25 protein-coding genes are annotated in these 25,618 nt (G+C 65.9%); all 25 read right to left on the bottom strand.

The annotated features are described in order from the left end of the window. Positions 1-53 precede the first annotated feature (53 nt). The 25 genes from AC1DNF_RS17400 to fliE all read right to left on the bottom strand — a co-directional run bounded on the left by AC1DNF_RS17400 (position 54) and on the right by fliE (position 25,395). Positions 54-362, bottom strand: coding sequence for a hypothetical protein (locus AC1DNF_RS17400; protein WP_478149859.1), 309 nt, complete (start codon positions 360-362; stop codon positions 54-56). Next, positions 359-1,093, bottom strand: a complete 735-nt coding sequence (locus AC1DNF_RS17395; protein WP_478149858.1) for an RNA polymerase sigma factor FliA — start codon at positions 1,091-1,093, stop codon at positions 359-361. The genes AC1DNF_RS17400 and AC1DNF_RS17395 overlap by 4 nt, the downstream gene beginning before the upstream one ends. A gap of 32 nt (positions 1,094-1,125) precedes the next feature. After that, positions 1,126-1,980, bottom strand: a complete 855-nt coding sequence (locus AC1DNF_RS17390) for a MinD/ParA family ATP-binding protein (RefSeq protein WP_478149857.1) — start codon at positions 1,978-1,980, stop codon at positions 1,126-1,128. A gap of 21 nt (positions 1,981-2,001) precedes the next feature. Then, entirely contained in the window at positions 2,002-4,566 is a 2,565-nt protein-coding gene (flhF, locus tag AC1DNF_RS17385) for a flagellar biosynthesis protein FlhF (RefSeq protein ID WP_478149856.1), read from the bottom strand. Further along, positions 4,563-6,668: a flagellar biosynthesis protein FlhA gene (gene flhA, locus AC1DNF_RS17380; protein ID WP_478149855.1), complete on the bottom strand. Its 2,106-nt coding sequence runs from the start codon at positions 6,666-6,668 to the stop codon at positions 4,563-4,565. The genes flhF and flhA overlap by 4 nt, the downstream gene beginning before the upstream one ends. Next, a complete protein-coding gene (gene flhB, locus AC1DNF_RS17375; RefSeq protein WP_478149854.1) occupies positions 6,665-7,807 on the bottom strand; it encodes a flagellar biosynthesis protein FlhB in 1,143 nt (380 codons plus the stop codon). The genes flhA and flhB overlap by 4 nt, the downstream gene beginning before the upstream one ends. A 428-nt stretch (positions 7,808-8,235) precedes the next feature. Continuing rightward, positions 8,236-8,883: a protein phosphatase CheZ gene (gene cheZ, locus AC1DNF_RS17370; protein WP_478149853.1), complete on the bottom strand. Its 648-nt coding sequence runs from the start codon at positions 8,881-8,883 to the stop codon at positions 8,236-8,238. Positions 8,884-8,885: 2 nt separating this feature from the next. Beyond that, positions 8,886-9,281, bottom strand: coding sequence for a chemotaxis response regulator CheY (gene cheY, locus AC1DNF_RS17365; protein ID WP_478149896.1), 396 nt, complete (start codon positions 9,279-9,281; stop codon positions 8,886-8,888). Positions 9,282-9,309: 28 nt separating this feature from the next. After that, positions 9,310-10,398, bottom strand: coding sequence for a protein-glutamate methylesterase/protein-glutamine glutaminase (locus AC1DNF_RS17360; RefSeq protein WP_478149852.1), 1,089 nt, complete (start codon positions 10,396-10,398; stop codon positions 9,310-9,312). Next, positions 10,395-11,057, bottom strand: a complete 663-nt coding sequence (gene cheD / locus AC1DNF_RS17355; RefSeq protein ID WP_478149851.1) for a chemoreceptor glutamine deamidase CheD — start codon at positions 11,055-11,057, stop codon at positions 10,395-10,397. Before cheD ends, AC1DNF_RS17360 begins: the two co-directional genes overlap by 4 nt. After that, entirely contained in the window at positions 11,054-11,887 is an 834-nt protein-coding gene (locus tag AC1DNF_RS17350) for a CheR family methyltransferase (protein ID WP_478149850.1), read from the bottom strand. Before AC1DNF_RS17350 ends, cheD begins: the two co-directional genes overlap by 4 nt. A gap of 103 nt (positions 11,888-11,990) precedes the next feature. Further along, positions 11,991-13,349 carry an EAL and HDOD domain-containing protein gene (locus AC1DNF_RS17345; RefSeq protein WP_478149849.1) on the bottom strand — a complete coding sequence of 453 codons (1,359 nt, stop codon included), beginning with the start codon at positions 13,347-13,349 and terminating at the stop codon, positions 11,991-11,993. Positions 13,350-13,388: 39 nt separating this feature from the next. Beyond that, the gene (gene cheA, locus AC1DNF_RS17340) at positions 13,389-15,467 is read right to left on the bottom strand and encodes a chemotaxis protein CheA (protein WP_478149848.1); all 2,079 of its coding nucleotides are present in this window, start codon (positions 15,465-15,467) and stop codon (positions 13,389-13,391) included. Positions 15,468-15,511: 44 nt separating this feature from the next. Next, positions 15,512-16,474 carry a flagellar motor protein MotB gene (gene motB, locus AC1DNF_RS17335; protein ID WP_478149847.1) on the bottom strand — a complete coding sequence of 321 codons (963 nt, stop codon included), beginning with the start codon at positions 16,472-16,474 and terminating at the stop codon, positions 15,512-15,514. A gap of 18 nt (positions 16,475-16,492) precedes the next feature. Further along, the gene (gene motA, locus AC1DNF_RS17330) at positions 16,493-17,353 is read right to left on the bottom strand and encodes a flagellar motor stator protein MotA (RefSeq protein ID WP_478149846.1); all 861 of its coding nucleotides are present in this window, start codon (positions 17,351-17,353) and stop codon (positions 16,493-16,495) included. A gap of 72 nt (positions 17,354-17,425) precedes the next feature. Beyond that, positions 17,426-18,070 carry a flagellar transcriptional regulator FlhC gene (gene flhC / locus AC1DNF_RS17325; protein WP_478149845.1) on the bottom strand — a complete coding sequence of 215 codons (645 nt, stop codon included), beginning with the start codon at positions 18,068-18,070 and terminating at the stop codon, positions 17,426-17,428. A 7-nt stretch (positions 18,071-18,077) separates the two neighbouring features. Further along, positions 18,078-18,440 carry a flagellar transcriptional regulator FlhD gene (gene flhD / locus AC1DNF_RS17320; RefSeq protein ID WP_478149844.1) on the bottom strand — a complete coding sequence of 121 codons (363 nt, stop codon included), beginning with the start codon at positions 18,438-18,440 and terminating at the stop codon, positions 18,078-18,080. A 306-nt stretch (positions 18,441-18,746) separates the two neighbouring features. After that, positions 18,747-19,043, bottom strand: coding sequence for an EscU/YscU/HrcU family type III secretion system export apparatus switch protein (locus AC1DNF_RS17315; RefSeq protein ID WP_478149843.1), 297 nt, complete (start codon positions 19,041-19,043; stop codon positions 18,747-18,749). Further along, a complete protein-coding gene (gene fliK, locus AC1DNF_RS17310; RefSeq protein WP_478149842.1) occupies positions 19,040-20,383 on the bottom strand; it encodes a flagellar hook-length control protein FliK in 1,344 nt (447 codons plus the stop codon). The genes AC1DNF_RS17315 and fliK overlap by 4 nt, the downstream gene beginning before the upstream one ends. A 16-nt stretch (positions 20,384-20,399) precedes the next feature. Further along, complete coding sequence (locus tag AC1DNF_RS17305) at positions 20,400-20,762, bottom strand: flagellar protein FliT (protein ID WP_478149895.1); 363 nt, start codon at positions 20,760-20,762, stop codon at positions 20,400-20,402. Continuing rightward, positions 20,762-21,181 (bottom strand): flagellar export chaperone FliS, encoded by a 420-nt coding sequence (gene fliS, locus AC1DNF_RS17300; protein ID WP_478149841.1) that lies wholly within the window; start codon positions 21,179-21,181, stop codon positions 20,762-20,764. The genes AC1DNF_RS17305 and fliS overlap by 1 nt, the downstream gene beginning before the upstream one ends. Positions 21,182-21,201: 20 nt before the next feature. Then, positions 21,202-22,653: a flagellar filament capping protein FliD gene (fliD, locus tag AC1DNF_RS17295; protein WP_478149840.1), complete on the bottom strand. Its 1,452-nt coding sequence runs from the start codon at positions 22,651-22,653 to the stop codon at positions 21,202-21,204. 49 nt (positions 22,654-22,702) lie between these two features. Next, positions 22,703-23,053 carry a flagellar protein FlaG gene (locus AC1DNF_RS17290; RefSeq protein ID WP_478149839.1) on the bottom strand — a complete coding sequence of 117 codons (351 nt, stop codon included), beginning with the start codon at positions 23,051-23,053 and terminating at the stop codon, positions 22,703-22,705. Positions 23,054-23,206: 153 nt separating this feature from the next. Beyond that, the gene (locus AC1DNF_RS17285; RefSeq protein WP_478149838.1) at positions 23,207-24,916 is read right to left on the bottom strand and encodes a flagellin N-terminal helical domain-containing protein; all 1,710 of its coding nucleotides are present in this window, start codon (positions 24,914-24,916) and stop codon (positions 23,207-23,209) included. A 161-nt stretch (positions 24,917-25,077) separates the two neighbouring features. Further along, positions 25,078-25,395 carry a flagellar hook-basal body complex protein FliE gene (fliE, locus tag AC1DNF_RS17280; RefSeq protein WP_478149837.1) on the bottom strand — a complete coding sequence of 106 codons (318 nt, stop codon included), beginning with the start codon at positions 25,393-25,395 and terminating at the stop codon, positions 25,078-25,080. Between the last annotated feature and the right edge of the window lie 223 nt (positions 25,396-25,618).

The raw sequence follows: 25,618 nt of genomic DNA, 5'->3' as shown, positions 1-25,618 counted from the left end.
TACTCAGTGACTCCCAGTGTCCATGATGCGCTCGGGCGCCCGGCCGTGGAGCCTCAGCAGCCGCCGTAGTCTCTTTGACCGCTGGCCGTGATCGTGTAGGTATCTCCGCCCGGGGCGACGTGGCAGAGAGGCGGGCTCTGCCGCGGCATGAAGCGCCGGGGCGCCGCCGGCGGGTGCGCGGAAGGGGCTGCCGGAACGCCCTGCGCCGAAGGCAGGTCATTCGCGGCGCGCAGGCATTGCAGGCGCCTGGAGGAAGGCTCCATCGCACTGCAGGCCTCCAGGAGGACGGGCGGCAGCTGGGCCGCCGCCGAGGCGCAAAAGGCACACAGCATCGCCGGCGCCAAGAGCGGCAGCGGCCTCACGCCAGCAGATCCTTCAGGCTCGCGCGCAGCCGGCTGATCGCCTGGCTATGCAGCTGGCACACGCGCGACTGGCTGACCTCCAGGATCGCGCCGATCTCGCGCAGGTTCAGCTCTTCCTCGTAGTAGAGATTGAGCAACAGCTGGTCGCGCTCCGGCAGCGCCGAGATCGCATCGATGAGCTCGTGGCGAAAGCCGCTTTCCAGCAGTTGGGCCAGGGGGTCGTCGCTGCTGCGGTCCTTGCGCGCGCCCTGCGCGTGCAGGTCGAGAAAGGGATTCTCCGCCTCGCCCTTCGAGAAGTCCTCGACGTAGAGAAGCTGGCAGCCCTGGATCTCCTGCAGCAGAGACTGGTAGGCCTCCAGCTCCATCTTCAGTTCCTTGGCGATCTCCCCCTCCGTCGGCGGCCGCCCGAGCCGGTGCTCGAGCGCCTGGATGGCTTTCTCGACGCCGCGCGCCGACTGGCGCAATCCCCTGGAGCCCCAGTCGCTGGCGCGCAGCTCGTCGAGCATGGCGCCGCGGATGCGCTGGCTGACGAAGGTCTCGAACTGCGCGCCGCGGTTGTCCTGGTAGCGGTTGGAGGCGTCGAGCAGGCCGAGCATGCCGGCCTGGATCAGGTCGTCGAGCTCGACGCTCGCCGGCAGCTTGGCGATCATCTGGAGCGCGATGCGGCGCACCATGGGTTGGTGCTGCGCGAGCAGATGGGACTTTTCAATGGTTCCCTGTGCGGTGTACACGGCCGTCCTTTTCCGTTGAATCGATGCCGCGCTCAGGCGGCGGCTGTGCTCAGCCCCTGCGCCGTGCGGGCAGAGGGCTGGGCCAGAGTGTTCGGGGTGGCGCGCGCGCCGGGCGGCTGCGCGCGCCATGGCCACTTGCCGATGTCGGCGGCAATGCGGCGGAAATCCACCGCGGCGGGGCTTGCCGGGAACGCCTCGACCATCGTCTGGCGCAAACGCCGCGCGTCTTCCATGTGCGCGTCGTAGCGCACCCAGCCCGCGGGCTCCAGCGACACCGCCAGGTAGCGGCTGCCGGTGTTGGCGAGGTTGGTCATGATCTGGTGGGCGGCCTCGGGGCTGGCCACGCCGTTGACGAGAAAGCGAAGCTGCCTCAGCGCATGCGCGTAGTGCAGCCGCTTGATGCCCGCGTAGGCCGAGGTGATGGATGACGGATGCGGCTGCAGCACGAGCACCAGTTCGTCGGCCAGCCGGGCGAGCGGCGACAAGCGGCCCTCGCTGTCGAAGACGGTGTCGATCAGGACCACGCCGCCTTGCAGCAGCGCGCGCGGGTCCGCGTCCTTCTGTTCCCCAGGCGGCGCCGACAGCACGCCGACGCCGCAGCCGGTCTGCGCGGCGGCTTGCCGGCAGCTCAGGCGGCCGCCGGCGACATCGCCCAGCGTGCCGGCCGGATCGATGGCCCATGCCCCGCAGATGGACTCCGACGTCGGGCAGTGCTCGTCCAGCAGCAGCACGTCCTTGCCCTGTTGCACCAGGGCGGCGCCCAGGTTCATGGTTGCCGTGGTCGCACCCATGCCACGCCCCATGCCCGCGATGGCGATGACGCGCGTCGGCGTATGGGCCAGCAGCCGCCGCAGTCCATCGGCTTGATCGGTAACCAGCTTGCTCATTCGTGTGCCCTCCTCAAGTCCTCAACCCTGCGGTTCCAGCAGCGCGGGCGCCCGGGTGGGCGCGGTGGACTCGGTGCCCAGCGCTTCGAGAAGCAGGAAGAGCTTGCTCACGCCAACGAACAGCGCATTGCCGGTCAGCGGCCGGCTGGAACGCACAGGGCGCCCGGTGAGCTGGTTGAGCAGCGCGCGCGTGCGGTCGGCCCACTCGCCCTTCGCGTGCAGCAGCCGCCAGACGGTGGTGGTCACCTGGCCGGCGATCAGCAGGCGCTTCATCATGTTCGGGTCGCCCAGCTCGCCCAGGCCGCCGACGAGCTGCAGGCCCTGGCGCATCAGGCGGAAGCAGGGGTCCGCCTCGCCGGCCCAGGCCAGCCACTGCGCCAGTTGGCGCGCCGTGACTTCCATGCCGACATTGGAGAGCGAATAGCTCTGCGCCACGATCTTCTGGCTGCGCGCATCGAGCACGCGCGTCACGACGCAACGCAGCGGGGGGACTTCGCCCGGCTCGGCTCCGGCGGCCGCCCCGGCGCGCAGCGTCACATGCGCATGCGCGTCGCACTGCATCGCCAGCTTGCCGCGGAAATTCATCGGCCGAGCTTCCGTGAAGTCGAGTTCCAGGCGCGCCAGCGTGGTGGCGGCGCCGGAGCGGACGTCGAACACGGCGGTGGAACCCGCCGCACGCGCCAGCCACTTCTGGCCCTGGGCCTGCCACTGCGCCATGAAGTCGGCGCCCGGCAGCTTCGTCATCACATGCACCAGCGGCTTGTCGAAATCCTGCTGCCGCAGCCACTGGACCTGCCGCATGCCGGGCTTGCGCCGGGCCGTGGGCATGCCGTGGGTAGCGGCGGTGGAAAGCCACTGGTTGGGCGCGGCCAGCGGCAGGCCGCTGCGGTCGGACAGCAGCAGGCTGCTCTGGCATTCGTAGGCGTCCCCGCCCTCGGCCGAGCGAATGCCGACCTGCCCGCTCAGGGCGAGCACGTGGGTATCGCAGGCGGCGGCGATTTCGCCCTGGGCGTGGACCATCAGGTCCTGCAGCACGGCCTTCTGGCCGATCTCGTCGTCGGCGGCGCCGCGCCACAGCTGGCGCGAGCGATCGAAGCCGATCCCCGCGCCGGCGAGCGCGCCGGCGGCGGTGGCCAGCTCCTGCGCGTCGTGCGCCATCGCGCGGATCAGGTTGCTGTATTGCACGCGCAGGCGGTCCGCCTCGGCTTGCGCCTGAACGACCTGCGCGGAGGGAGCGCCGCCCGCGGGCTCGTCCTGCATCTCGACCTCGGAGGGCACGAACAGGGGGTTGTGGCGGCGCGGCTGGAAGACGCTGTCGACCAGTTGCGCGCGGTCGGCCGGCATCAGGTTCTCGGGCACCTTCTGGCCGCTGGACACGTAGTGCACCGGCAGGCGATGGCGGATCACGGTGTCGATGAGCGCGCCGGGATGCGTGGCTTCGTCGACCTTGGTGAAGATGCAGCCCGCGAGTTCGCTGCCGCCGTTGCCGTTGCGGTAGGCATGCACGACTTCATTGAGCGTGTCGCCGTGGCTGCTTGCATTGAGCAGCAGCAGCCGCTTGACGGGGCGATGGCTGCTGCACAGCATCGCGATCTGGTCGGAGACGGCGCGGTCGCGCTGGCTCATGCCCACGGTATCGATGAGCACCATGTGCTTGTCGCGCAGGTCCTGCAGCACCAGGTGCAGGTCGGCCGCATCCTTCACGGCGTAGACCGGCACGTTGAGGATCTGGCCGTAGATGCGCAGCTGTTCGTAGGCACCGATGCGGTAGCTGTCGGTGGTGACCAGCGCCAGCTTGTCGGCGCCGAAGCGCATCACGCAGCGCGCGGCCAGCTTGGCGGTGGTGGTGGTCTTGCCGACGCCGGTCGGGCCCATCAGCGCATAGACGCCGCCTTGCGTGAGCAGCGCGTCCTCGTCCTCATGCACGGGCACCGCGCGAATCAGTTCGGCGCGGGCAAAGGCCATGCCCTGCGCGTAGCTCTGGCCGGTGGGCAGCTTCTCCAGCATCGCCTTGGACAGGCGAGCGCTGAAGCCGGCCCCCAGCAGCGTGCGCAGCAGGCGCCCGCGCACCGGGTCCTGGCGCTGCTTGTCGTTCCACACCACGCTGGCGAGCTGCTCTTCGAGCATGCCGCGCATGGAGTGGAGTTCGTTGAGCACGGTGTCGGCAGGCGCGGCCGGCGCCGCCGGCGCGGCGGGCACGGCCGGGCTGCTCGGCGCCGGCGTGGCTTGCGGCTCCCGCATCACGACCGGCGCGACGACGGGCGCGGCAACCACCACGGGTGCCATCGCCGGTGCAATCACGGGTGCGATCACGGGTGCGAACGCGGAGATGGGCGCGGTGGGCGCCGTGGGCGCGGGGGCAGGCCGTGCCACGGAAGCCACGGGCGCTGCGGGCGCCGCGTGCTCCAGCGCCTCGTGCACATCGCCTTCGGCCATGGCGACGATCTCCACGCCTTCGGGGCAGGCGCGGTTGGTCAGCACGATGGCCTCCGCGCCCAATGCCTCGCGAACGAGGCGAAGTGCTTCGCGGCTGGTGGCCGCGACGAATCTGCGCGCGGCGCTGCGCATGCTGGTGGGGGTGTTCAAACTCTTCCTCCGATGGTGGCGGTGATCTTGATGTGACGGGAGTCAGGGATCTCCGCATGGGAGAGCACCTTGAGTTGCGGCAGGCTGCGGCGCAGGAAGCGCGAAAGCAGCACACGCAGCGCATGCTGGACGACCAGCACGGGCGCCAGGCCCAGCTGCTCCTGGCGGGCGATGGCGGCCTGCGCCTGGCGCAGCAGGTTGTCGGCGATGCCCGGCTCGATGCCGCTGCTGTTGTTGAGGGCCTGCTGCAGCACGCCGTCGAGCGAGCCGTCCAGGCCGATGACCTGCAGTTCGGTGTCGCCCGGGAACAGCTGCTGGACGATGGCGCGGCCGAGGGCCAGGCGCGTCAGGGTGGTCAGTTCCGTCGGGTCCTTGACGGTCGGCGCGTTCTCGGCCATCACGTCGAGGATGGTGCGCATGTCGCGGATCGGCACCTCTTCCTCCAGCAGGTTCTGCAGCACCTTGTGAAGCGTGCTGAGGGTGATGATCTTCGGTACCAGGTCCTCCGTCAGCTTCGGCGCGGTCTTGGCGATCTGGTCGAGGAGGTGCTGCACCTCCTGGCGGCCGAGCAGTTCGGCGGAGTGGGTCTGGATCAGGTGGTTCAGGTGCGTCGCCATCACGGTGCAGGCATCGACCACCGTGTAGCCGTAGATCTGCGCCTGTTGCCGCAGGCTGCTGTCGATCCAGATCGCGGGCAGGCCGAAGGCCGGATCGCGCGTCTCGGTGCCGGGCAGCGTGCCCGTGACCTGGCCGGGATTGATCGCCATCCACTGGTTCGGGAAGGCCTCTCCGCGGCCGATCTCCACGCCTTTCAGGCTGATGATGTAGGTGTTGGGCTTGATCTCCAGGTTGTCCCGGATATGCACCACCGGCACCAGGAACCCGATGTCCTGCGCGATCTTCTTGCGGATGCTCTTGATGCGGCCGAGCAGTTCGCCCTGCTGCGCCTGGTCCACCAGCGGAATCAACCGGTAGCCGACTTCCATGCCCAGCGGATCGACCAGCGCGATGTCGTCCCAGGTGGCCTCGGCAGCGTCGCTCTGCGGCGTCGCACCCGCCTGCGCCGCGGCCGCGGCGGCGGCGGCCTGCTCGGCGGCGACCCTCGGCTTGCCCATGACCAGGCGGCGCCCGAACCAGACCAGGGCCCCGGCGATCAGCAGGAACGCCAGATTGGGCATGCCGGGGATCATGCCCATCAGGCCGATGATGCCGGCCGTCAGGAAGAGCACCTGCGGGTTGGAGAAGAGCTGGCCCGTCAACTGGCTGCCGACGTCCTCGTCGGTGGTCACGCGCGAGACGATCACGCCCGCGGCGGTCGAGATGACCAGCGCCGGGATCTGCGCCACCAGGCCGTCGCCGATGGCCAGCAGCGTGTAGGTCGTCGCGGCGGTGGAGAAGTCCAGCCCGTGCTGGGCCATGCCGACCACCAGGCCGCCGATGATGTTGATGACCATGATCAGCAGGCCCGCGACCGCATCGCCGCGCACGAACTTGCTGGCACCGTCCATGGAGCCGTAGAAGTCGGCTTCCTGCGCGACTTCGGTGCGGCGCTTGCGCGCGATGTCCTCGCCGATGAGCCCCGCGTTCAGGTCGGCGTCGATCGCCATCTGCTTGCCGGGCATGGCGTCGAGCATGAAGCGCGCGCCGACCTCGGCGATGCGGCCCGCGCCCTTGGTGATGACCATGAAGTTGATCAGGACCAGGATGATGAACACCATCACGCCGACGGCGAAGTTGCCGCCGACCAGGAAGTGGCCGAAGGCCTCGATCACCTTGCCCGCGGCATCCGGGCCGGTGTGGCCGTTCATCAGCACCACGCGGGTGGAGGCCACGTTGAGCGACAGGCGCAGCAGCGTGGAGAACAGCAGCACCGCCGGGAAGGCCGCGAAATCCAGCGCCTTCATCGTGTACATGCTGACCAGCAGCACCATCACGGAGATGGCGATGTTGAAGGTGAAGAGCAGGTCCAGCAGGAAGGGCGGCAGCGGCAGCACCATCATGCCCAGGATCAGCACGATCAGGATCGGACCCGCCAGGCCCTTGAACTGGGTGCCGGAGAACAGTTGCGTCGGCAGACGCAGCAAGCTTGCCATCGGGTTCATGCGGCCTTCACGGAATATTCGAGTTCTTGGGGAATGGGGAGATCGCTCGGCGTGCGCGGCGCCTCGCCGCCTTCGCTCTTCCAGCGCTTGAGCTGGTAGACCCAGGCCAGCACTTCGGCCACCGCCGTGTAGAGGCCGGCGGGAATTTCACTGCCGAGCCGGGTGTGCTTGAAAAGCGCGCGGGTGAGCGGTGGCGCCTCGAGAATGGGCACGCCGTTCTGTTCGGCGAGTTCGCGGATGCGCTGGGCGATCAGGTCGCTGCCCTTGGCCACGACGCGCGGCGCGCGCATGTCGCTGTCGATGTATTTCAGCGCGACCGCGAAGTGGGTCGGGTTGGTGACCACGATGTCGGCCTTGGGAACGTCGGCCATCATGCGGCGGCGCGCCATCTGCTGCTGCTGGCGGCGGATCTTGGCCTTGATGTGCGGGTCGCCCTCGCTCTCCTTGTGCTCCTGGCGCAGGTCCTCGCGCGACATGCGCAGCTTGCGGTAGTAGGCCCAGAGCTGGTAAGGCACGTCGATGAGGGCCACCAGCAGTAGCGCGACGGCGATCAGCACGCACCAGCGCGCCACCAGCATGACGGTCTGCGGCAGCGCCGAGCTCGGAGGCTGTGCCATCAGCGAGACGACCTGCTCGATGTTGCCCATGATCACCATGTAGGCCACGCCGCCGATCAGCAGGGACTTGGCCAGCGCCTTGGTCAGCTCGACCAGGGACTGCGTCGAGAACATGCGGGCGATGCCGGTCAGGGGATTGAGCTTGCCGAAATTGGGCGCGATGGATTTCGCGGAGAAGAGCCAGCCACCCAGAATGAGGGGCGCGGCCACCGCTGCCACGATCATCATTGCGAAGAAGGGTGCGAGGGAGACAAGCGTGTCCATCGCCATCATGGCGGTCTGGGCCAGCATGTGGTGCGGGTCGAAGGCCGAGGCCCGGTCGAAGCGCAGGCCGCGGCGCAGCATCGCATTGGCGCTGTTGCCGAGCGAGCCGCCCGTCAGCCACAGGCCGGTGGCGGCCGTGCCCAGCATGACGAAGGTGGTCAGTTCGCGTGACCGGACGACGTTGCCTTCCTCGCGCGCCTTTTCCAGGCGCCGCGGGGAGGCAGGTTCCGTTTTTTCGAGATCGCTTTCCTCAGCCATTCATGCTCCGGAGAACAGCGGCGAAGGTCGCTGCTCGTGGCTGATTATTGGATTCAGTCCTCCGGAACAATCCCTGGATCAGGGGCGCTAAACCACTCCTGATCGGGCATTTGCACTCCCCCGGTCTTCGCGCAGGAAGCGCTACCTCGGCATGGCGTGCGGCGCCTGCGGCGTTGGCGTTGGAGGCATCACCGGCCCTGTGGGCGGGGTGAGCACGGGCTTCGGGATGGCAGGCGCAGGATTCGTCACGCGCGCTACGATCTGGCCCGCGAGATGGCGGCTAACTTCCGCACCTGCGAATGCGGCGCCGCCTCAGCGAGCAGCGGCCTCGCCTCGGGTGAAGACAGATAGGCAGGCATGGGGTCAGCGTCGCGCGGTTTCGCGGCGTCCCTGCAGGACGCCGCGGCGCGCTGGCCGACTTGACAGGGCTAGAAGCCCAGGCTGGCCAGCAGGTCGTCCACTTGCGATTGGTCGGTCACCGCGTCAGGATTGCCGGGGGTGATCTGCGGACCGTTCTGCAGGCTGGAGACCGGAGCGATCTCCGGGCGCCTTTCGACGGGCGAGTTGTCGATGAGAACCTGGAGCAGTTGCGTCTCCACGTCATTGACCACTTCCATCATCTTCTTGATCACCTGACCCGTCAGATCCTGGAAGTCCTGCGCCATCAGGATCTCCATCAACTGCGCGTTGATGTCGCTCGCCTTGCGCGGCACGTCCTGCAGGTAGCCGCGCGTATCGCGCACGAGTTCGCGCGCGTCGTTCAGCTCGATCGGGCTGTCGAACCACTCGTCCCAACGCTTGTTGAGCGCCTTGGCGTCCGACGCCAGCCCTTCCTGCAGCGGCTGCGCGAGATCGATCGCGTTGAGCGCGCGGTGCGCGGCCCGCTCCGTCATGGTGGCGACATAGCTCAGACGGTCACGCGCATCGGGGATGGACTGCGCGGCCTTCTCCAGTTGCTTGTCCAGACCCAGTTCGCGCAATCCTTCGCGCAACTGGCGCGTCAGCTGCCCGATGCGCCCTAGCAGTTGCTCGGCGGTGTTCCCTTGCTCAAGGGCTTCTAACGCTGGTTTGGACATTTTCAGGCCGCCTCTTTGTTGAGCTTCTCGAAAATCTTGGTGATCTTTTCCTCCAGCGTCGCTGCGGTGAAGGGCTTGACCACGTAACCGTTCGCCCCGGCCTGCGCCGCGGCGACGATGTTCTCCTTCTTCGCCTCCGCGGTGACCATCAGCACCGGCAGCTTGCACAGCTCGGGGTCGGCGCGGATGGTCTGCAGCATGGTGAGGCCGTCCATGTTGGGCATGTTCCAGTCCGACACCACGAAGCCGAAGTTGCCGCCCTTGAGTTTCTCGATGCCGGCGGCGCCGTCCTCGGCCTCGTCCACGTTGAGGAACTCGAGCTCCTTCAACAGGTTGCGCACGATTCGGCGCATGGTCGGGAAGTCATCCACAACCAAAATTCTGATGCTCTTGTCGATCACGATTACGTCACTCCACTAGTTCGTTTCAAACCCGATTTGCCCGCTCGCCGAAGGTGCGCAGATGCGCGAGTACCCGACGGCTCATCTCTCCCAGGGGCGCGACCTCGTCGGCGGCGCCCAGTGCGATCGCTTCCTTCGGCATGCCGAAGACCACGCAGCTGGCCTCGTCCTGCGCCAGCGTGTGGGCGCCCGCCTGCTTCATGCGAAGCAGGCCCTCGGCCCCGTCCTTGCCCATGCCGGTAAGGATGACGCCGATGGCGTTCTTGCCCGCATGCCTGGCCACCGAATCGAAGAGGACGTCGATGGAAGGACGATGCCGGTTCACCGGCGGCTCCTGGTCGAGATGGGCCACGTAGTTGGCGCCGCTGCGGCCGAGCGACAGATGGAACCCGCCCGGCGCGATGTAGGCATAGCCCGGCAGCACGCGCTCGCCATGCTCGGCCTCCTTGACGTTGATGCGGCACAGGCCGTCCAGCCGCTGCGCGAAGGAGCGGGTGAAGCCGCTGGGCATATGCTGCGTGATCAGGACCGCCGGGCTGTCCGGCGGCAGCGGCGTGATCACCTCGCGGATGGCCTCGGTTCCGCCGGTGGAGGCGCCGATGATGATCAGCTTCTCGGTACTCAGCAGCGGGCTGCGCAGCAGGGCCTCCTGCGGGGCGTCCGGCGCCGAGCGAGCCGCGCCGCCGTGGCGCGATGGCTGAAGCCGGGCGCAGGCGGCCGCGCGGATCTTGCCGGCGATCAGCTCGGTGTAGTTGAGCAGGCCGTCGCGCACGCCGAGCCGCGGCTTGGTGACGAAGTCGATGGCGCCGAGCTCCAGCGCGCGCAGCGCGATCTCGGAGCCCCGCTCGGTCAGCGACGACACCATGACCACGGGCATCGGCCGCAGGCGCATGAGCTTCTCGAGGAACTCCAGACCGTCCATGCGCGGCATTTCCACGTCCAGCGTCAGGACGTCCGGGTTCGTCACCTTGATGAGGTCGCGCGCCACCAACGGATCGGCGGCGGTGCCGACGACCATCATGTCGGGCTGGCTGTTGATGATTTCGGTCATCACGCTGCGTATCAACGCCGAGTCGTCGACGCAGAGCACCTTGATTTTCTTTTGCGAGCTCACCAGATTCCTTTGTTTCTTGCCGCCGACGCCGTTTCGAGGGCGAGAGCGTTGCCTCTTTCCTGGTCGAGGGGTGCACGCCGGCCCGAGAGCCTGCGCAGCAGCTCACCCTCCTCGCGCTGGATCAGCTGGACGTCGGTCTGGCCGCGCAGCTTGCGCACCACGGCCTTGCCGGTGGAGGGCATGAAGCACACGCGCCGCGCATGCTGGCCACGCAGATCCTGCGCGGCGACCTCGATGCGTTCGGCGCGCAGATAGCGCAGGACGAAGTCGGCGTTGCGGTCGCCGATATTGAGCGTGGTCATGTTGGCCAGCACCGCGCCGCCGCCGAAGACCTTGGCCTGCAGCTTCTCGCGGCGCGCGCCCGAGCGGATGAGTTCGCGGATCAGAACATCCATGGCATAGGCTCCGTAGCGCATGGATTCGGTCGGGTCGCGCGCGCTGGTGCCGTCTTCCGGCAGCATGAAATGATTCATGCCCGCCACGCCGTTCTCGACGTCGAGGATGCAGGCCGACACGCATGAGCCGAGCACCGTGCTCAGCACGATGTCGGTGGTGGTGACGTAATACTCCGAGGGCAGCAGCTTGACCGCCATCGCGCCGACGTCGCGGTCGTAGTAGTGGTGGGTGGCGACCGAACCCGGCTCGGCGGCGGATTTCATGAGGCACCCGTGCCGCGCACGCGCGACACTTCATACACCGTGTGACCGAGCGGCTTGAAGATCGGGTTGACGAGCGAGGCGTTCTCGGAATGACCGGCGAACAGCAGGCCCTTCGGCTTGAGCAGCAGCGCAAAGCGGTCGAGGATCTTCTTCTGCGTCGGCTTGTCGAAGTAGATCATCACATTGCGGCAGAAGATCGCGTCCACCGGCTCCTTCACCGACCAGGAGAGGTCGAGCAGGTTGAGCCTGGAGAACTTCACCAGCGCGGCGACCTCAGGGCGGATGCGCACCTTGCCCGCATTCGAGCCCGTGCCCTTGCTGAAGAAGCGCTTGAGCCGTTCGCCCGAAAGGCGCGCCACCTGCTCGTTCGTGAACACGCCGGCCGACGCCTTCGCCAGCACGGCGGTGTCGATGTCGGTGGCGATGATGCGCGCCGAGCTTGCGCGATCTCCCAGCGCCTCGAAGAGCGTGATGGCCAGCGAGTACGGTTCCTCGCCGGTCGAGGCCGCCGCGCACCAGATGGTGATCGGCTGCGGGAACTTGCGCACATGCTCGGCCAGCACCGGAAAATGGTGGGCCTCGCGGAAGAAGGAGGTCAGGTTGGTCGTCAGCGAATTGATGAAGGCCTGCCACTCGTCTCCGTCCTGGGTGGACTCCAGCATCGCCAGGTAGGTCGAGAACTCGGGCAGTCCCAGTTCGCGCAGCCGGCGCGACAGACGGCTGTACACCATCTGGCGCTTCTGCTCACCCAGCGAGATGCCGGCGCGTCGATGGATCAGGGTGCGGACTTTCGAGAAGTCGCTGTCGGTGAAGGTGAACTCGGTACTCACGGCCGGTGTCGTTGGATGGCTTTCAATGTACATAGCAAGCTCCCGGCGCAATGCCCCGATCAGGGCGATTAAAGTCTTCTAGCTTGCGAGACATGGTCAATACTCAATACGCCACTTCGGCGGGACTCACGTCCTGCGCCCATGCGAGGGCCGACAGGTGCGCGGCATTGACCTGCGCCGCGTTCATGAACAGGGATTCGCAAAGGCGCGCCGCGGCGACACCGTCGACTTCGCAGGCTTCGGCCAGCGCGAGGAAGGGCCCGTAGACGCCACCGCGCGACAGGATCGCCTGCTGCACCGATTCGGCCAGCTGCACCTTGCCCAGCACTTCTTCCATGCTGACGCCCAGCAACTGGTCGATCAGCGAGAACATGCCGACGACGAACAGGTTGTCGGCATCGCTGTGCGGCAGCATGCCCAGCCCCATCAGCTCGACGAAGCGGCCGCGCAGGATCGCCTTCTTGGTCATGAAGGGCGAGATGGCCTTGTTGCTCGTGGCCAGCAGCAGCGAGAGCCAGCGGAACAGCGGCGCGTAGCCGAGCATCGAGACGGCGTGCCGCAGCGAGTGGATCTCGACCCCCGCGCCGATGGTGGGCGAATTGATATGGTGCAGCAGCCGGTACGTGAGGGCCGCGTCATGCTTCAGGGCAGCCTCGATCGAGCGCACGTCCTCGTTGCGCTGGATCATCTGCATCAGGCGGACGATCAGCATGGATTCCGGCTGCAGGGTGGCCGCGGCGGTCTTGACCGGGACGCCGGTAAGCTTGCCGTCGAAGAAGACATCGACGCGGCGCGCGGCGCAGGCGTCGAAGTCCTTCCAGCTGTCCATGCGCGTGGCGATGGGCTGGATGGCGGGCGCGCCCGGCGGCTGCTGGCGACGGATGCCGGCGACGAACTCCGGCTTGCCGACGCCGACATCGACGTGGGTGATGATGGCGCTGATCTCCGGGTCTTCCGGCAGCGATTCGGCGCCGCACAGCATGAAGCCGAAGCCCTGCTCGCGCAGGAACAGCAGCATCGGACGCGTGTCCTCGGCCATGAAGGCATCCAGCCCCATGCACAGGACCACGTTGCGCGGCGGCAGGGATTGCAGCTCGGGGAGGAACAGGGATTCGACGGTCACGTCGAAGAACAGGACCAGGCCGCCAAGACGCCAACCCTTGGGCGGGTTGAGATGCTTGGCAACGCAGTTGACGAGGGCGTGAACCCGGGCGCTCGCATCGGCTGGCGCGGCGGTATCGCCCGCGGCGGCCGCGTGCCACGCCATCCTGTATCCCTTGACGCGCTTCTGCGCGTCGAGCTGCAAGGCATAGGTCACGAAGCCGCCCGGGTCTTCGCGCACCCCGGGCGCGGCGTGCAGTTCCGGCGCCGCCGCCGCGTGAGGCGGGGCGCCCGGTTCGACGGGCTTGTCCTTGTCTGTGGCGCCTTTCGAGTCGGCGCGCCGGAAGAAATCAAACCGCATTGCTATGTCTCCGTCGGGGATCTTCCATGTCTTCTCGGCTCAGGCGGCGACGGCATCCATCCTCGAGGCGCCGGCCAGCGCCACGGCGCTCGCGGCCTGGGCCCGCTGGATCCGCGGCATCGCGCCGACGTCGATGATGAAGGCGACACTGCCGTCGCCAAGGATCGTCGCGGCCGAAATGCCGGGGACCTTGCGATAGTTGGTCTCGAGGTTCTTCACGACCACCTGGTGCTGGCCGAGGAGTTCGTCGACCATGAGCGCGAAGCGCGTGTCGTCGGCCTGGACGATGACCAGGATGCCCTGCGTGGGGTCGGTCTGGGCCCCGGCCACGTCGAAGACGCGGTGCAGTTCGATCAGGGGCAGGTATTCGCCGCGCACCTTGATCACATGCCCGTCGCTGGTGATCGAATGCAGATGTTCGGACAGCGGCTGCAAGGACTCGATCACGTAGCTCAACGGCAGGATGTAGGCCTCGTTGCCGACCTTGACGGACATGCCGTTGAGGATGGCGAGCGTCAGAGGCAGCACGATGCGCGTGGTCGTTCCCTGGCCGCCGCGCGAGCTGATCTCGACGTGGCCGCCCATTTCCTGGATGTTGCGCTTGACCACGTCCATGCCGACGCCGCGGCCGGAGATGTCGGTGATCTGCTCGGCGGTGGAGAAGCCCGGCGCGAAGATCAACTGCCAGACTTCGTCGTCGGGCATGCTCTCGTTCACGGGCAGGCCCTGCTGCATGGCCTTGGCGAGGATCTTCTCGCGGTTGAGGCCGGCGCCGTCGTCGCTGACTTCGATGACGATGTTGCCGCCATGGTGCTGCGCCGACAGCAGAAGCTGGCCGCAGGCGTCCTTGCCTTTGGCCACGCGCACGTCGGCCGTCTCGATGCCGTGGTCGAGGCTGTTGCGCACCAGGTGCGTGAGCGGGTCCACGATGCGCTCGATCAGGCCCTTGTCGAGTTCGGTCTCCTTGCCGAAGGTGTCGAGGCGGACCTGCTTGCCGAGCTTCGCGCTGACGTCGCGGATCACGCGCGGGAAGCGGCTGAACACGTAGTCCATGGGCATCATGCGGATGGACATCACCGATTCCTGCATGTCGCGGGCATTGCGCTCCAGGTGGCCGAGGCCGCTGAGGAATCGTTCATAGACCACCGGGTCCAGCATCGTCGCCGCCTGCGTGAGCATCGACTGGGTGATGACCAGTTCGCCCACCAGGTTGATCAGCTGGTCGACCTTCTCGACGTCGACGCGGATCGAGCTCGATTCCTTCGCGGCGGGCGCGCCGGCCGCGGCAGACGCAGGGGCCGCGGCAGCGGCAGCGGCTGGCGCCGCCGGCTGCGGCTTCGCGACGGCTTCGGCCGGCGCGGGCGCGGCCACGACGACCGCGGGAGCGGGCTGCGGTTGCGCGCCGGCCGCAGGCTCGCGCGAGATGTCGATCTGCGACTCGTCGATCACGAAGCAGCACACGGCGATGATGTCGTCGGGATCGCAGGTCGTCTCCAGCATCACGGTGAGCTGGTCGCTGGTGCGGGTCCTGGAGAGCAGCTTGCCGAGGTTGCCGAGTTCGCCGGCAAGCAGTTCGCACTCGCTGTCCGACAGGCGCGCGAAGCGGATCCGCAGCACACCGTCGCCCGATGGCGCGGCGACGGCGGGCGCGCTTGCCGCCGTCGCCACGACGGCGGGTGCCGGTGCCGGTGCCGGTGCGAGTGCAGGCGCGGCTGCCGCCGGGCCCGCCTCGTCGTTCTCGAGCGCCAGTTGTTGGAGTACCGCGCAGATGTGCGCGACCATCTCAGGCTCGGGTTCGTTGCCAGCCTGGTAAGCAGTGATTTGTTCTTGCAAGGCGTCCTTCGTTTCTAGAAAGGCATCGATCATCGGACCGCTCAATTGCAGTTGGCCGTGGCGGGCCCGATCCAAAAGGGTTTCAAGAAGATGGGTGGTGCTCGTCAGGCCGGTGAAGCCGAAAGTCGCGGCGCCGCCCTTGATCGAATGCGCGGCACGAAAAATGGCATTGAGCTGCTCGCTGTCCGGCGAGTCGACATTGAGCTCGAGGAGCAATTGCTCCATTTCCGCGAGAAGCTCTATGGCTTCGACAAAGAATGCTTGTGTAAATTGACTCAGATCCATCTCGTTGCTCCGGTGCCGGCGGTTTTCTTGTCGCTGGTAATTGGTTATCGGCTCGGCGCCGGCGCTTTGAAGTCCGTGAGCTTCACACTGTTGTAACTTGTCGATTCGGCGGGATTGGCGGCGCTCCCCGCCGTGGCCGCCTTCAGGTCGCCCGTCTTCATCGATGCGACGTCGCCCTCGTTCTCGCGCTCGATGCTGTCCTGGGTGCGGCGGTTGAGCACGATGATGCTGATGCGGCGATTGATCGGATTGCGCGGGTGGGCCTTGTCCAGGTGCATGCTGTCGGCCAGGCCGACGATGCGAAGCACCTTGTTTTCCGCCATCCCGCCCGTGACCAGCTCGCGTCGCGATGCGTTCGCGCGGTCGGCCGACAGCTCCCAGTTGCCATAGGACTTGTCGCCGCTCGTGTAGACGATCGCATCGGTGTGCCCCGACAGCGTGATCTTGTTGGGCAGGTCGTTGAGCGCCGGCCCCAGTTCGCGCAGGATGGCGCGCATGTGCGGCACCACCCTCGCGCTGGCGAGGTCGAACATCGGCCGGTTCTCGCTGTCGACGATCTGCAGGCGCAAGCCTTCGCTCGTGATGTCGATGAGGATCTGCGAGCGGAACTGCCTGAAGGCCGGGCTGTTCTCGATGATCGCGTCGAGCCTCTTCTTCATCGTGGCGAGGCGGGTGGCGTCCAGTTCATCCTCGCTCGGCGCCGGCGGGGCCGACTGGACCTCGCCGTCGGTGTGCGTGGGGTCGTCGCCGCCGCCCGGAATCACGCTGCTGCTCGTGCTGGACTTCTCGCCGCCGGCCAGCGCCACCTTCAGCGGCATGCGGAAGTGCTCGGCGATCCCCTCGCGCTGCTTGGGCGTGGAAATCGACAGCAGCCACATGACGAGAAAGAACGCCATCATGGCGGTCATGAAGTCGGCGTAGGCGATCTTCCAGCCCCCGCCGTGATGGCCCCCGCCGCCCGCGGCCGCGACCCGCTTGACGATGATCTGCTGCTTGTCTGCGCTCATGATCGGCTCGCGTCGAGATCAGCGTGCCTTGACTTCCCGAACGTGGTTGTCCAGTTCGGTGAAGGAAGGCCGCTCGGTCGAGAACAGCACCTTGCGGCCGAATTCCACGGCCAGCTGAGGTGCGTATCCGTTCAGGCTCGCGAGCAGCGTCACCTTCGCGCACTGGTAGACCTTCATGGCCTCCTCCACCTTCTGCTCAACCAGCGTGGCGAGCGGCGACACGAAGCCGTAAGCCAGCAGCACGCCGAGGAAGGTGCCGACCATGGCGTGTGCGATCAGCGCGCCCATTTCGGAAGGCGGCAGGTCGGCCGAAGCGAGCGCATGGACCACGCCCATCACGGCGGCCACGATGCCCAGCGCGGGCAGCGCGTCGGCGACCCGCGAGAGGCTGTGCGCGGGCACTTCCGCTTCGTGGCGGATGGTTTCGATCTCGTGGTCCATCAGGGCCTCGATCTCGAAGGCATCGGTATTGCCGCTGATGACGAGCCGGAGGTAGTCGCAGAGAAACTCCATCAGCTCGTGGTCGGACATGATGCCGGGGTAGCGGTTGAAGATCTCGCTTTGCGACGGGTCTTCGACGTCGCTTTCGAGCTTCATCATGCCGTCCTTGCGGGCCTTGGCCAGCAGTTCATAGAGCAGCGCGAGCAGGTCCATGTAGAGCTGGCGGTTGTGCTTGGAGGAGCGCAGCAGCAGCGGCAGCTCCTTCATGGTCGCCTTGATCGTCTTGCCGTTGTTGCCCGCGACGAAGGCACCCAGCGCGGAGCCCCCGATCATCAACAATTCAACCGGCTGAAAGAGCACACCGAAATGCCCGCCCATGAGTGCATAGCCGCCGAAGACAGCGCCGATGACCACCAGATAACCAACCAGAACAAGCACGACCGTCCCCTTTTGCCCTCAGGCGTGAAATCAAAACCCTTGTCCTTCTATCGGCAGGCAAGGGGCGTTTCTTTAGGGGGTCGAATCAGAATTCAATGTCGGCTGCGCGGGAAGAGCCGCGCTTTCGAGCGGCAGAGCGATGTCCTGGCGCGCTGGGGCGCCCTGCGGCACGCGCTCTTCGACGCGCTCATCGGTGCGCTTGGCGCCGCGCGCCTTGCCGGCCCGCGACGGCGGACGGCACAGCACGCATACATAGCCGCTCTTGTTGTCGTGCGCGTGGGCGACGAACTGGCCACGGCAACGGCTGCAGGTGCTGAGTTGCAGCATGTCGCTGTCGAAGAAGCGCACCATCGTGTAGGCGCGCGTGAAGTCCAGAATGACTTCGCCGCCGTGGGCCTCGATCTGCTCGACGTACAGGCGGTAACTCTTGATCAATGCCTGGAGTTGGCCTTCGTTGGCCTGGTCCAGCATGAATCGATATATGTTGTAGAACATCGACGAATGGATATTCGCCAGCCATGTCATGTACCAATCCGTTGAAAACGGCAATAAACCCTTCGGCGGTGAAACGCCCTTGAGTTCCTTGTACAGCCGAATCAGACGTTCCCGGCTCAATTCGACTTCTGCCTCGAGGAATTGAAGACGCGCCCCCAGATCAATCAGTTCGATAGCCAATTGGACCTGGCGAACTTCGCCAAGAACGCTTTTCTGGCTCATGTCCGGCTCACGCGGCGGCGCTCGGGCGCATCTGCATCTGGCGAGCGGCCATCAGAATCGACATGTGGGCCTGCTGCAGCGAGGAATCCTTTCCCGCATCCTTTCCATCTCCGACCACCGCGAACATGGGATGATCGTCGAGCCTGAAGCTGCACAGCAGGAGGTTCGATGCCGCCAGCTTCACGATCTGCGTGAGAGACATGTTCGCGAGCAGGTCGGCCAATTCCCGTCCCACGCCCAGCCGGAACATGGCCGCCGCCCGGTCCTGTTTGACAAGCTTTTGCGCAAGCAGCATATAGGCGAGGTTGATGTCGCCGATTTCCTTGGAAATCTCGCCATTAGCTGCGACTTTTTCATTGTCCTGGTCCACTCTGCACTCCAATCAATCGAAGGCTCAGTTTAAACACAAAATTTAACATCTTTAACATTCACTCTCTGGCTATTGCCGAAAGTGAGACTTATCTGACAGGGCCGACAGCAAAAACCTGACATCGAACGGTCGTAATCAGAGGAGATGTAGGTAGAATTCATTCACCTGCAACTCGCGCTCCAGCCGGTTAAATCTTGATAAGAAAGTACTACTTTTTTCAAGCTAGCTAGAAAGCATTAACAACAATTACACGGATTGAAAAAGTGGAATTATTTCCACGAAACAAAAAGTATCAATTAATTTCAATTAGCCATTCGAATCGATTCGAATGGCTTCGGCCTCTTCTTCCAACCGGTGAATCCACGACATCACTTCGGCCACGGCGAGGTAGAGCTGCGGCGGGATTTGCTGATCGAGGTCCACCTGCATCAGGAGCTTGACGAGATCCGCCGAGGCGTGGACGTAAAGGCCGTTCGCGCGTGCTTCCCGCATGATCGATTCGGCGACGACGCCGTAGCCCTTGGCCACGATCACGGGCGCCTTGCTCTTGTCGGCATAGGAAAGGGCGACCGCGCTGTTGCGCTCCTCCAGCGGACTGCTCATGTCGCAGCCCTCGCGCTGACCTGCAGTTCCTGCAGGCGCAGTCCGGCGGCCTCGAGGCGGTGCGAAAGCGCGCCGCCGTCCGCCCGCAAGCGTGCGACGGTGCTGGCTTCGCTGGCCGAGAGATGGGCCTGAACCACGGGGCCGGTGAGGTTCAGCCGCAAGTCGACGTTGCCCAGGAGGGGCAGGCTCAAAGAGACGGTTGTCGACCAGCGCCTGGGAGTGTCTTCATCCGGCGCACCACCGTGTCCGCGGTCCTCGCGCTCCTCTTCGATGGACCAATCCATCGGCACACCGGGCCAGGCCTGCCCGCTCCAGCGAAACTGGGAGGTCGCCAGCAGATCGAGTTGCTGGTGTACCAGCGCGACGGCTTGCGGATGGATCACGTCCGCCGCGGCAGCAGCCGGCTGCGCACTCGATGCTGCGACAGCGCCGACGTGTCGGGCTTCGTCCGCGCGATGGACCGGCAGCGAATCCGCGGCGCTTTTGGACGAGGCGGCATCGGTCGCGTGATAGACCGCATTCAGGCGCGCCGCGTCGACGCGTGGATCGGAACCTGCGGCGGGCGTCCCGACTTGCGGCGACGGTGCTGACGCAGCCTTGTCGGCGGCATCCGCGCCGGCACCCGCGAGGTGCGCGCCAGGCGGCGGGCTCAACGGCGGCGACGCCGGCTCGTCGAGCGCGCTCTCCGCCTGGAGCGGCGCCGCATTCTGCATCGCGAGGACGGGAAGCACTTCCTTCAAGGCGACGGGCGCGAAAGTGCCGGTCGGCCCGACCTGGACCTGGCCTGTCTGCACGGCTTGCGCGACTTCGGCCACCGAAGCGCCACGGGGGATCTGGCTCTGCGCCGCGGCAGGCGGCGACCAGCGCGCCTGCGGCTCCTGGCTCAGTTGCGCCAGGGTGCGCGAACCGGTGGCGAAGGCGAGAAGATGCGACTCGTAGAACAGCCCGCTGTCGGACACGGTTTGCGCCAGCGTGTTGGCAAGCGCCGCGCTCGATGCAGCCTCGCGCGTGGGCCACACGGGCGCGGCACCCTGCACGGGACCGGGATCGGCACCGAGATCGGCCAGCACCGCGCCGATGACGCGCGCAGCGATGGACAGCTGGATGCCGGACGACGCAAGCGCGCCACCCGAGAGCTGCGGCGCGGCCGGAGTCGCCACCGGAATCTCGCGGTCGAGCGCGGCATTGGAGGGCAGCCGGACGTCGTTGCTGACGCCCTCGATGCCGATCACCGGCCCGGGCGCGCCGATCGCGGCTTCGCCCTTGATACCAAGTACGTCGAGCCGCGGCGCCAGCCTGGCGGCCAGCAGTGCATCGATCAGTCCGGTGAGTCCGCTCATCGCTTGCGCGTCTTTCTCAGTGCGGTCGCCCGTAGGCCTTGCGCAGGCTGACGTGCTGGTGCAGCGAGCCCATCTTGCCCAGCAATTCCTCGAGCTGCGGCTTGATCAGCCCGGACACTTCAGCCTGGTCGATGCGGATGCGCTCGATCAGGCGCAGCGCCTCGGTGAGTTGCGCCGGATCCAACAACGCCAGCGGCTCGATCGTCTTCAATCTCTGGACGACAGCCGAACACTGGGCTTCCAGCGCGGGCAGTTGCCCCCACTCCTTGGCCCGGGCCAGCTCCACCATCCGCGAAACGCTGGAGGCAAGCTGCCCATAGCAATGAACCACTTCACTCCTGGCGGCCATGTCGTCCTGCTCTTCTTTCTTGTCGCTCATCACTTGCGACCACGGTCATCGATCTCGCGCCACGCCGAAGCCACGTTCTCCAGCAGCCTGTCGACTTCGTCCAGCGCCAGCGGGTCGTTGTGCAGGTTGGCGTAGAGAAGCCGCCGCATCATGTAGTCGTACAGCCCCGCCAGGTTGCCCACCAATTCGGCGCCGGCCGGGCCGGCCGCTTCGGCATCGAGACTCGCCTTCAGACCGTTGTCGACAATGTCGATGGCCCTGGATATCGCATTCCCCTTGGCCACGATGTCGCCCGCGACCATGTGATGCCGGGCCATGCCGATGGCCATCTTCGCGCCGTCGAACAACATGGTGATGAGCTGGTGCGGCGACGCGCTCATGGCGCCGCTTTCGACGCCGACGCGCGCATAGGCACTGGCGCCTGTCCGAAGGGTGTGCGGTGTGTACATCAGATGCTCCGGGCCGATGCCTATTTGCTGGTGCCGTTCATGGCACTGAACTGCTGCGTGAGATAGGTCATCGTCGAGTTCATGTTGTTGATCAGCAAGTCCAGTTGCGTGAACTGGGCCTTGTAGCGCGCGACGGTGGAATCCACGTGGGCCTGCATCGCGGTGTACTGGTCGCTGAGATCCTTGAGGGTGGTGTTGACGCCGTCCTGCGCCGCCTTCAAGGCGCCGCCGTCGCCGGTGGCGTTGGTGACCAGCGCACTCAACTGCTTGCCGTAGCCCGTGGTGCTGCCGGCCGCGCTGGCGAACAGGTTGGCAACACCGCCCAGATTGTTGCCAAGCGCAGCTTGCAGCTTGGTCGAGTCGATGGCCAGGGTGCCATCGGTCTGGAAGGAAACGCCGATGTCCGACAGCATCGTGAAGCCACCGGGAGCGGCAGCCGTCTGCGGGGTGGTGAGCGTCTGCCGGATGCCGTTCTGCAGGTTGCGCAGCGTCGCATCGCCAAGCAGCGGTCCGCCGACCTTGGAGGCCGCGTCGTAGGCGGTCAGGCCTTTGGCGGTGGACTGAAGGCTGTTGTACGCCTTCACGAAAGCACTGATTGCCGAACTCGCGGCCGAACTGTCGATGGTCGTCGTCACGGTGGTCGCACCGGTGCCGGCGAGTGTCAGCGTCGTCCCCTGGATCGCCTCCTTGACGGTGTTGCTGGTGCTCTTGACCGCAATGCCGTTGACGGTGAGCTTGGCGTCCTGCGCCACCACGGTCTGCTGCAGGTTCTGCGTGCCGGCCGGATCGTTGCCCAGGAGGTTCTGCAGCGCGGCATCGCCGGTCACGGCGATGCGCATGCTCGACACCTCACCGGTCTGCGTGGACGTCAGCACGAGGCGGCTGGGCGTTCCGCTGCCGTCGTTGACGATGGTCGCGGATACGCCCGCGTTGGCCGCATTGATGGCGTCGCGGATACCCCCCAGCGAGTTGTTGCCGGAGTTGATGGTGATGGGAACGGCGGTGCGGGTGGTGTCCGCCGCAAAGCTGGCGCCGGTGTATTGACCGGTGGCGGGGTCCAGCGTGCCGCCGGAGACCGTGCCGAAGTCGATGGTGACGACGCCGCTGCCGATCGACGAGGTCGTATCGACCTGGCCTTTCGTCACGAGCGACTGCGACTGGGCAAGCTGGCTGACGTTGATCGCGAAGGTGCCCGCGGTCGAGGTCGTGCTGGCTGTGGCGGACAGCACGCTCGACGCACTCGTCGAGGCGCTCACCGTCTTGAACAGCGCGGGGTCGGACAACTTGTTCGCTGCCGTCTGAAGGTTGCTGAGCGAGCTCTGGATCTGGCCATAGGCCGACAACTTGGTCGAGAAGCTCTGCTGGCGGTTCTGCAGATCCGCAAGCGGCTGGCTCTCGGCGGTCTGGAGTTGGGTAAGCAAGGTCGACAGATCAAGGTTGGAGCCGACGCCCAAGCTGCTAATCCCGGTCATGGTGATGCTTTCTATTCAATTCAAAATCAATTCAACGAAGGACGCGGGCTCAAGCCCCGTGGCTGACCAGGAGCCCGGGCAGCTTGCCCTCCAGCACCTTGGCGATCCGGACGACCTCCTCGGACGGAATCTGGCGAATGACCTCCCCGCTGCTCTTGTCGACCACCTTGACGATGACCTTGTCGATGTCCTTGTCGATCTCGAAGCGCACGTCGACGGAGCGCAGCGCCATGGAAGCATTCGCTTCGTGCACTGCCTTCTCGAGCTGCGCCGGCGTCGTGTCCGGAGCACCGGCTTCCCCGGCGGCTGCGGCGGCAGCGGCACTGCCGGCCGGCGTGCCGGCGAGCAGTTGCATCCATGGACTATCGGCTGCGGAAGCGAGGGGCAGTTGGATTGACATGATTTCCGTTTTCCTGGGGGGGCCGCTTTCCTCTGCGGCCTTGCCATCGATAGCAAAGCCGCAGGGAAAAGCGCAGGCGTCTGTGGCTTTCGCCCCGGCGCCCGCGCACCTTCTTGCCCCTCCCTTTCACGAGGGGCTTGATGCATCTACCGATTAACGCAGGAGCGAGAGCACGCCTTGCGTGGTTTGGTTGGCCTGGGCCAGCACCGAGTTGCCAGCCTGTTGCAGGATCTGCGCGCGGGTCATGTTCGACACTTCCGTTGCGTAGTCAGCGTCCTGAATGCGCGAACGCGAGGAGGACAGGTTGGTGATGGTGGTGCCGAGGTTGGCGATGGTCGAGTCGAAACGGTTCTGCACGGCGCCGAGCGAAGAGCGCAGCTTGTCGACCATCGACAGGGCCGCGTCCAGGGTCTTCAGCGGGTCGGCGGTAGCCGTTGCATTGCTGTGATCCTTCATCGTGAACTTGCCGGGGTTGGCCGAATCGTTGTAGACCTGATTGGCCGAGCCGTCCGTCACGGTGCCGTTCGCATGCACGAAGAGGTTTTCTTGCGTGCTGGTGGTGAGAGCGCCGTTCATGTCGACGTTCACTTGCGTAGCGCCTTGCGTCACGACGCCGGTGGTGGCTGCGACGTCGTATTGAGCAGCACCGCCCGCGCCGTCCACGTCCACGGTGATCGCATTGCCGCCAGCATTGCTGGTGGCGACTTGCGTTGCCAGTGCGGCAGCCGAGATGTGCAGGTTCGTTGCGCTGGCCGTTGCCGTGCCGGCGACGTACGTGTAGGTCGGAGCCGATGCGCCCGAACCGACGCTGATCGTGCCGCCAGCGCCGCCGGCCGCACCCAGGCTTGCCAGCAAGTCGCCAGCGCCGCCGGCGCCCTTCACGTCCGCCTGCGTCAGCGTGCCGGCGTTGTCGTTCTCGGTCAGGTTGCCCGTCGTGTCGAGGAAGAGCTTGTTGCCCGTGGTCGCCGAGGTCAGCATGCCGTTGCTGTCGATCTTTGCGGAGACAGCCTGGTTGTTGCCGATCTTGATCGTCACCGCGGTCGAACCGCCGGCGGCCGGCACCAGGTCGGTCGAAACCTTGGCGGCAGTGCGCGCGGTGTCGGCGAAGGTGTAGTCGGTGCCGGTGCTGGTGTATGCAGCGACGGTCGCGGTGCCCGCATCGACCACCGTGCCGCCCGTGGCAACCTTGCCCAGCACGCCGGCGAGCGATGCATTGTCCGCCGCGCCGTAGGCCTTTGCGTATGCCGTGGTGCCGTTGGTGGTCGCGCCAGCAACGTAGCCGCCTGCCAACAGGTCGTTGGTGCTGGCGGCGGTGTTTGCCGTGCCAGTGCCGTCGACGTTGAAGCCGGCCAGGCTGAGCGTCTTGGAGCTGATTTCCGAGAGGTTGATCGAGATGGTTTCGCCGTCGTTCGCACCGACTTGCACCGTCAGGGGCTTGGCGCCGGAGGCGAGCACCTTCACGCCGTTGAAGTCGGTCTGTCCGGAGATGCGGTCGATTTCAGCCAGGCGCTGCGTGATTTCGTCCTGGATCGAGGTCAGGTCGTCCTTGGAGTTGGAGCCGTTGGCCGCTTGCACCGTCAGTTCACGCACGCGCTGCAGGTTGTTCGTCACTTCGGTCAACGCGCCTTCCGTCGTTTGCGCGAGGGAGATGCCGTCGTTGGCGTTGCGCTGGGCTTGCGTCAGGCCGTTGATGTTGGCCGTGAAGCGGTTGGCAATCGCCTGACCGGCGGCGTCGTCCTTGGCGCTGTTGATGCGCAGGCCGGAAGACAACCGTTGAATCGCGGTGTTCAGGGATGCTTGCGACTTGTTCAGGTTGTTCTGCGTGAGCAGAGAGAGGCTGTTTGTATTGATGACCGATGTCATTTCGACTCCTGTTGAGAAAGGTTGTGGACTTCCGGCCTCAGGCCGTAACGCTGGACCTGGGGATCAAGCCATCGTTGGATTAGTTATCGGCGGTACTTTCCAAAGCTTTAGGGCGGCCTCTGAAAAAGTTACGCCTCCGATACCCCACAACCCCCGAACGCTCACGCAGGCAAATTCATTACTTCCTGATAGGCGCTGACCAGGCGATTGCGCACCTGCAGGCCGGTCTGGAAGGCGACGTTGGCCTTCTGCAGATCGACCATGACGTCATTGAGCGCCACGCCGGGCTTGCCCAGTTCGAAGGACTCCGCCTGGGCGTAGGCGCCCTGCTGCGCCCCGCTGATGCTGTTGAGCGAGCGCTTGAGCTCGGCCGCGAAGCCGCCGCTCTCGACGGGCTCGCTGGACGCCGGGGAAATGCCGGTATTCAATGCGGTGACACGCATCTGCTGCAAAACGGATTCGATGGCGGCAATAGACATGACTGTCTCTTCCTATGTGTGAACTTTCAGCTTGATATGGAAGCGCCCAGGCACTTCCGCGTCCTTTCAGCGTAGCCGAGGACCGCAAGAACACATGCGGCCAACTGACGGCAAAAACCCCGGCTGTTCGACCAATCGAATTCGGGACGGCTGCTGACAATCCATTTCGAAACGTAACGCCCGCTGACGACATCACCGGCAATCCGGCATGACACCTCAACAT

The sequence above is a fragment of the Variovorax sp. 01T432 genome (genome assembly GCF_056398605.1).
Note: the sequence above shows the minus strand (reverse complement) of the source record. Positions and strands in the feature narration are given on the sequence as shown.

What these genes read in the sequence shown, in the direction of transcription:
- AC1DNF_RS17390 (WP_478149857.1), bottom strand. Translation starts at nt 1,980, where the DNA reads ATGAGCAAGCTGGTTACCGATCAAGCCGATGGACTGCGGCGGCTGCTG.
- flhA (WP_478149855.1), bottom strand. Translation starts at nt 6,668, where the DNA reads ATGAACCCGATGGCAAGCTTGCTGCGTCTGCCGACGCAACTGTTCTCC.
- flhB (WP_478149854.1), bottom strand. Translation starts at nt 7,807, where the DNA reads ATGGCTGAGGAAAGCGATCTCGAAAAAACGGAACCTGCCTCCCCGCGG.
- cheZ (WP_478149853.1), bottom strand. Translation starts at nt 8,883, where the DNA reads ATGTCCAAACCAGCGTTAGAAGCCCTTGAGCAAGGGAACACCGCCGAG.
- cheD (WP_478149851.1), bottom strand. Translation starts at nt 11,057, where the DNA reads ATGAAATCCGCCGCCGAGCCGGGTTCGGTCGCCACCCACCACTACTAC.
- AC1DNF_RS17345 (WP_478149849.1), bottom strand. Translation starts at nt 13,349, where the DNA reads ATGCGGTTTGATTTCTTCCGGCGCGCCGACTCGAAAGGCGCCACAGAC.
- cheA (WP_478149848.1), bottom strand. Translation starts at nt 15,467, where the DNA reads ATGGATCTGAGTCAATTTACACAAGCATTCTTTGTCGAAGCCATAGAG.
- motB (WP_478149847.1), bottom strand. Translation starts at nt 16,474, where the DNA reads ATGAGCGCAGACAAGCAGCAGATCATCGTCAAGCGGGTCGCGGCCGCG.
- flhC (WP_478149845.1), bottom strand. Translation starts at nt 18,070, where the DNA reads ATGAGCCAGAAAAGCGTTCTTGGCGAAGTTCGCCAGGTCCAATTGGCT.
- AC1DNF_RS17315 (WP_478149843.1), bottom strand. Translation starts at nt 19,043, where the DNA reads ATGAGCAGTCCGCTGGAGGAGCGCAACAGCGCGGTCGCCCTTTCCTAT.
- fliK (WP_478149842.1), bottom strand. Translation starts at nt 20,383, where the DNA reads ATGAGCGGACTCACCGGACTGATCGATGCACTGCTGGCCGCCAGGCTG.
- AC1DNF_RS17305 (WP_478149895.1), bottom strand. Translation starts at nt 20,762, where the DNA reads ATGAGCGACAAGAAAGAAGAGCAGGACGACATGGCCGCCAGGAGTGAA.
- fliS (WP_478149841.1), bottom strand. Translation starts at nt 21,181, where the DNA reads ATGTACACACCGCACACCCTTCGGACAGGCGCCAGTGCCTATGCGCGC.
- fliD (WP_478149840.1), bottom strand. Translation starts at nt 22,653, where the DNA reads ATGACCGGGATTAGCAGCTTGGGCGTCGGCTCCAACCTTGATCTGTCG.
- AC1DNF_RS17290 (WP_478149839.1), bottom strand. Translation starts at nt 23,053, where the DNA reads ATGTCAATCCAACTGCCCCTCGCTTCCGCAGCCGATAGTCCATGGATG.
- AC1DNF_RS17285 (WP_478149838.1), bottom strand. Translation starts at nt 24,916, where the DNA reads ATGACATCGGTCATCAATACAAACAGCCTCTCTCTGCTCACGCAGAAC.
- fliE (WP_478149837.1), bottom strand. Translation starts at nt 25,395, where the DNA reads ATGTCTATTGCCGCCATCGAATCCGTTTTGCAGCAGATGCGTGTCACC.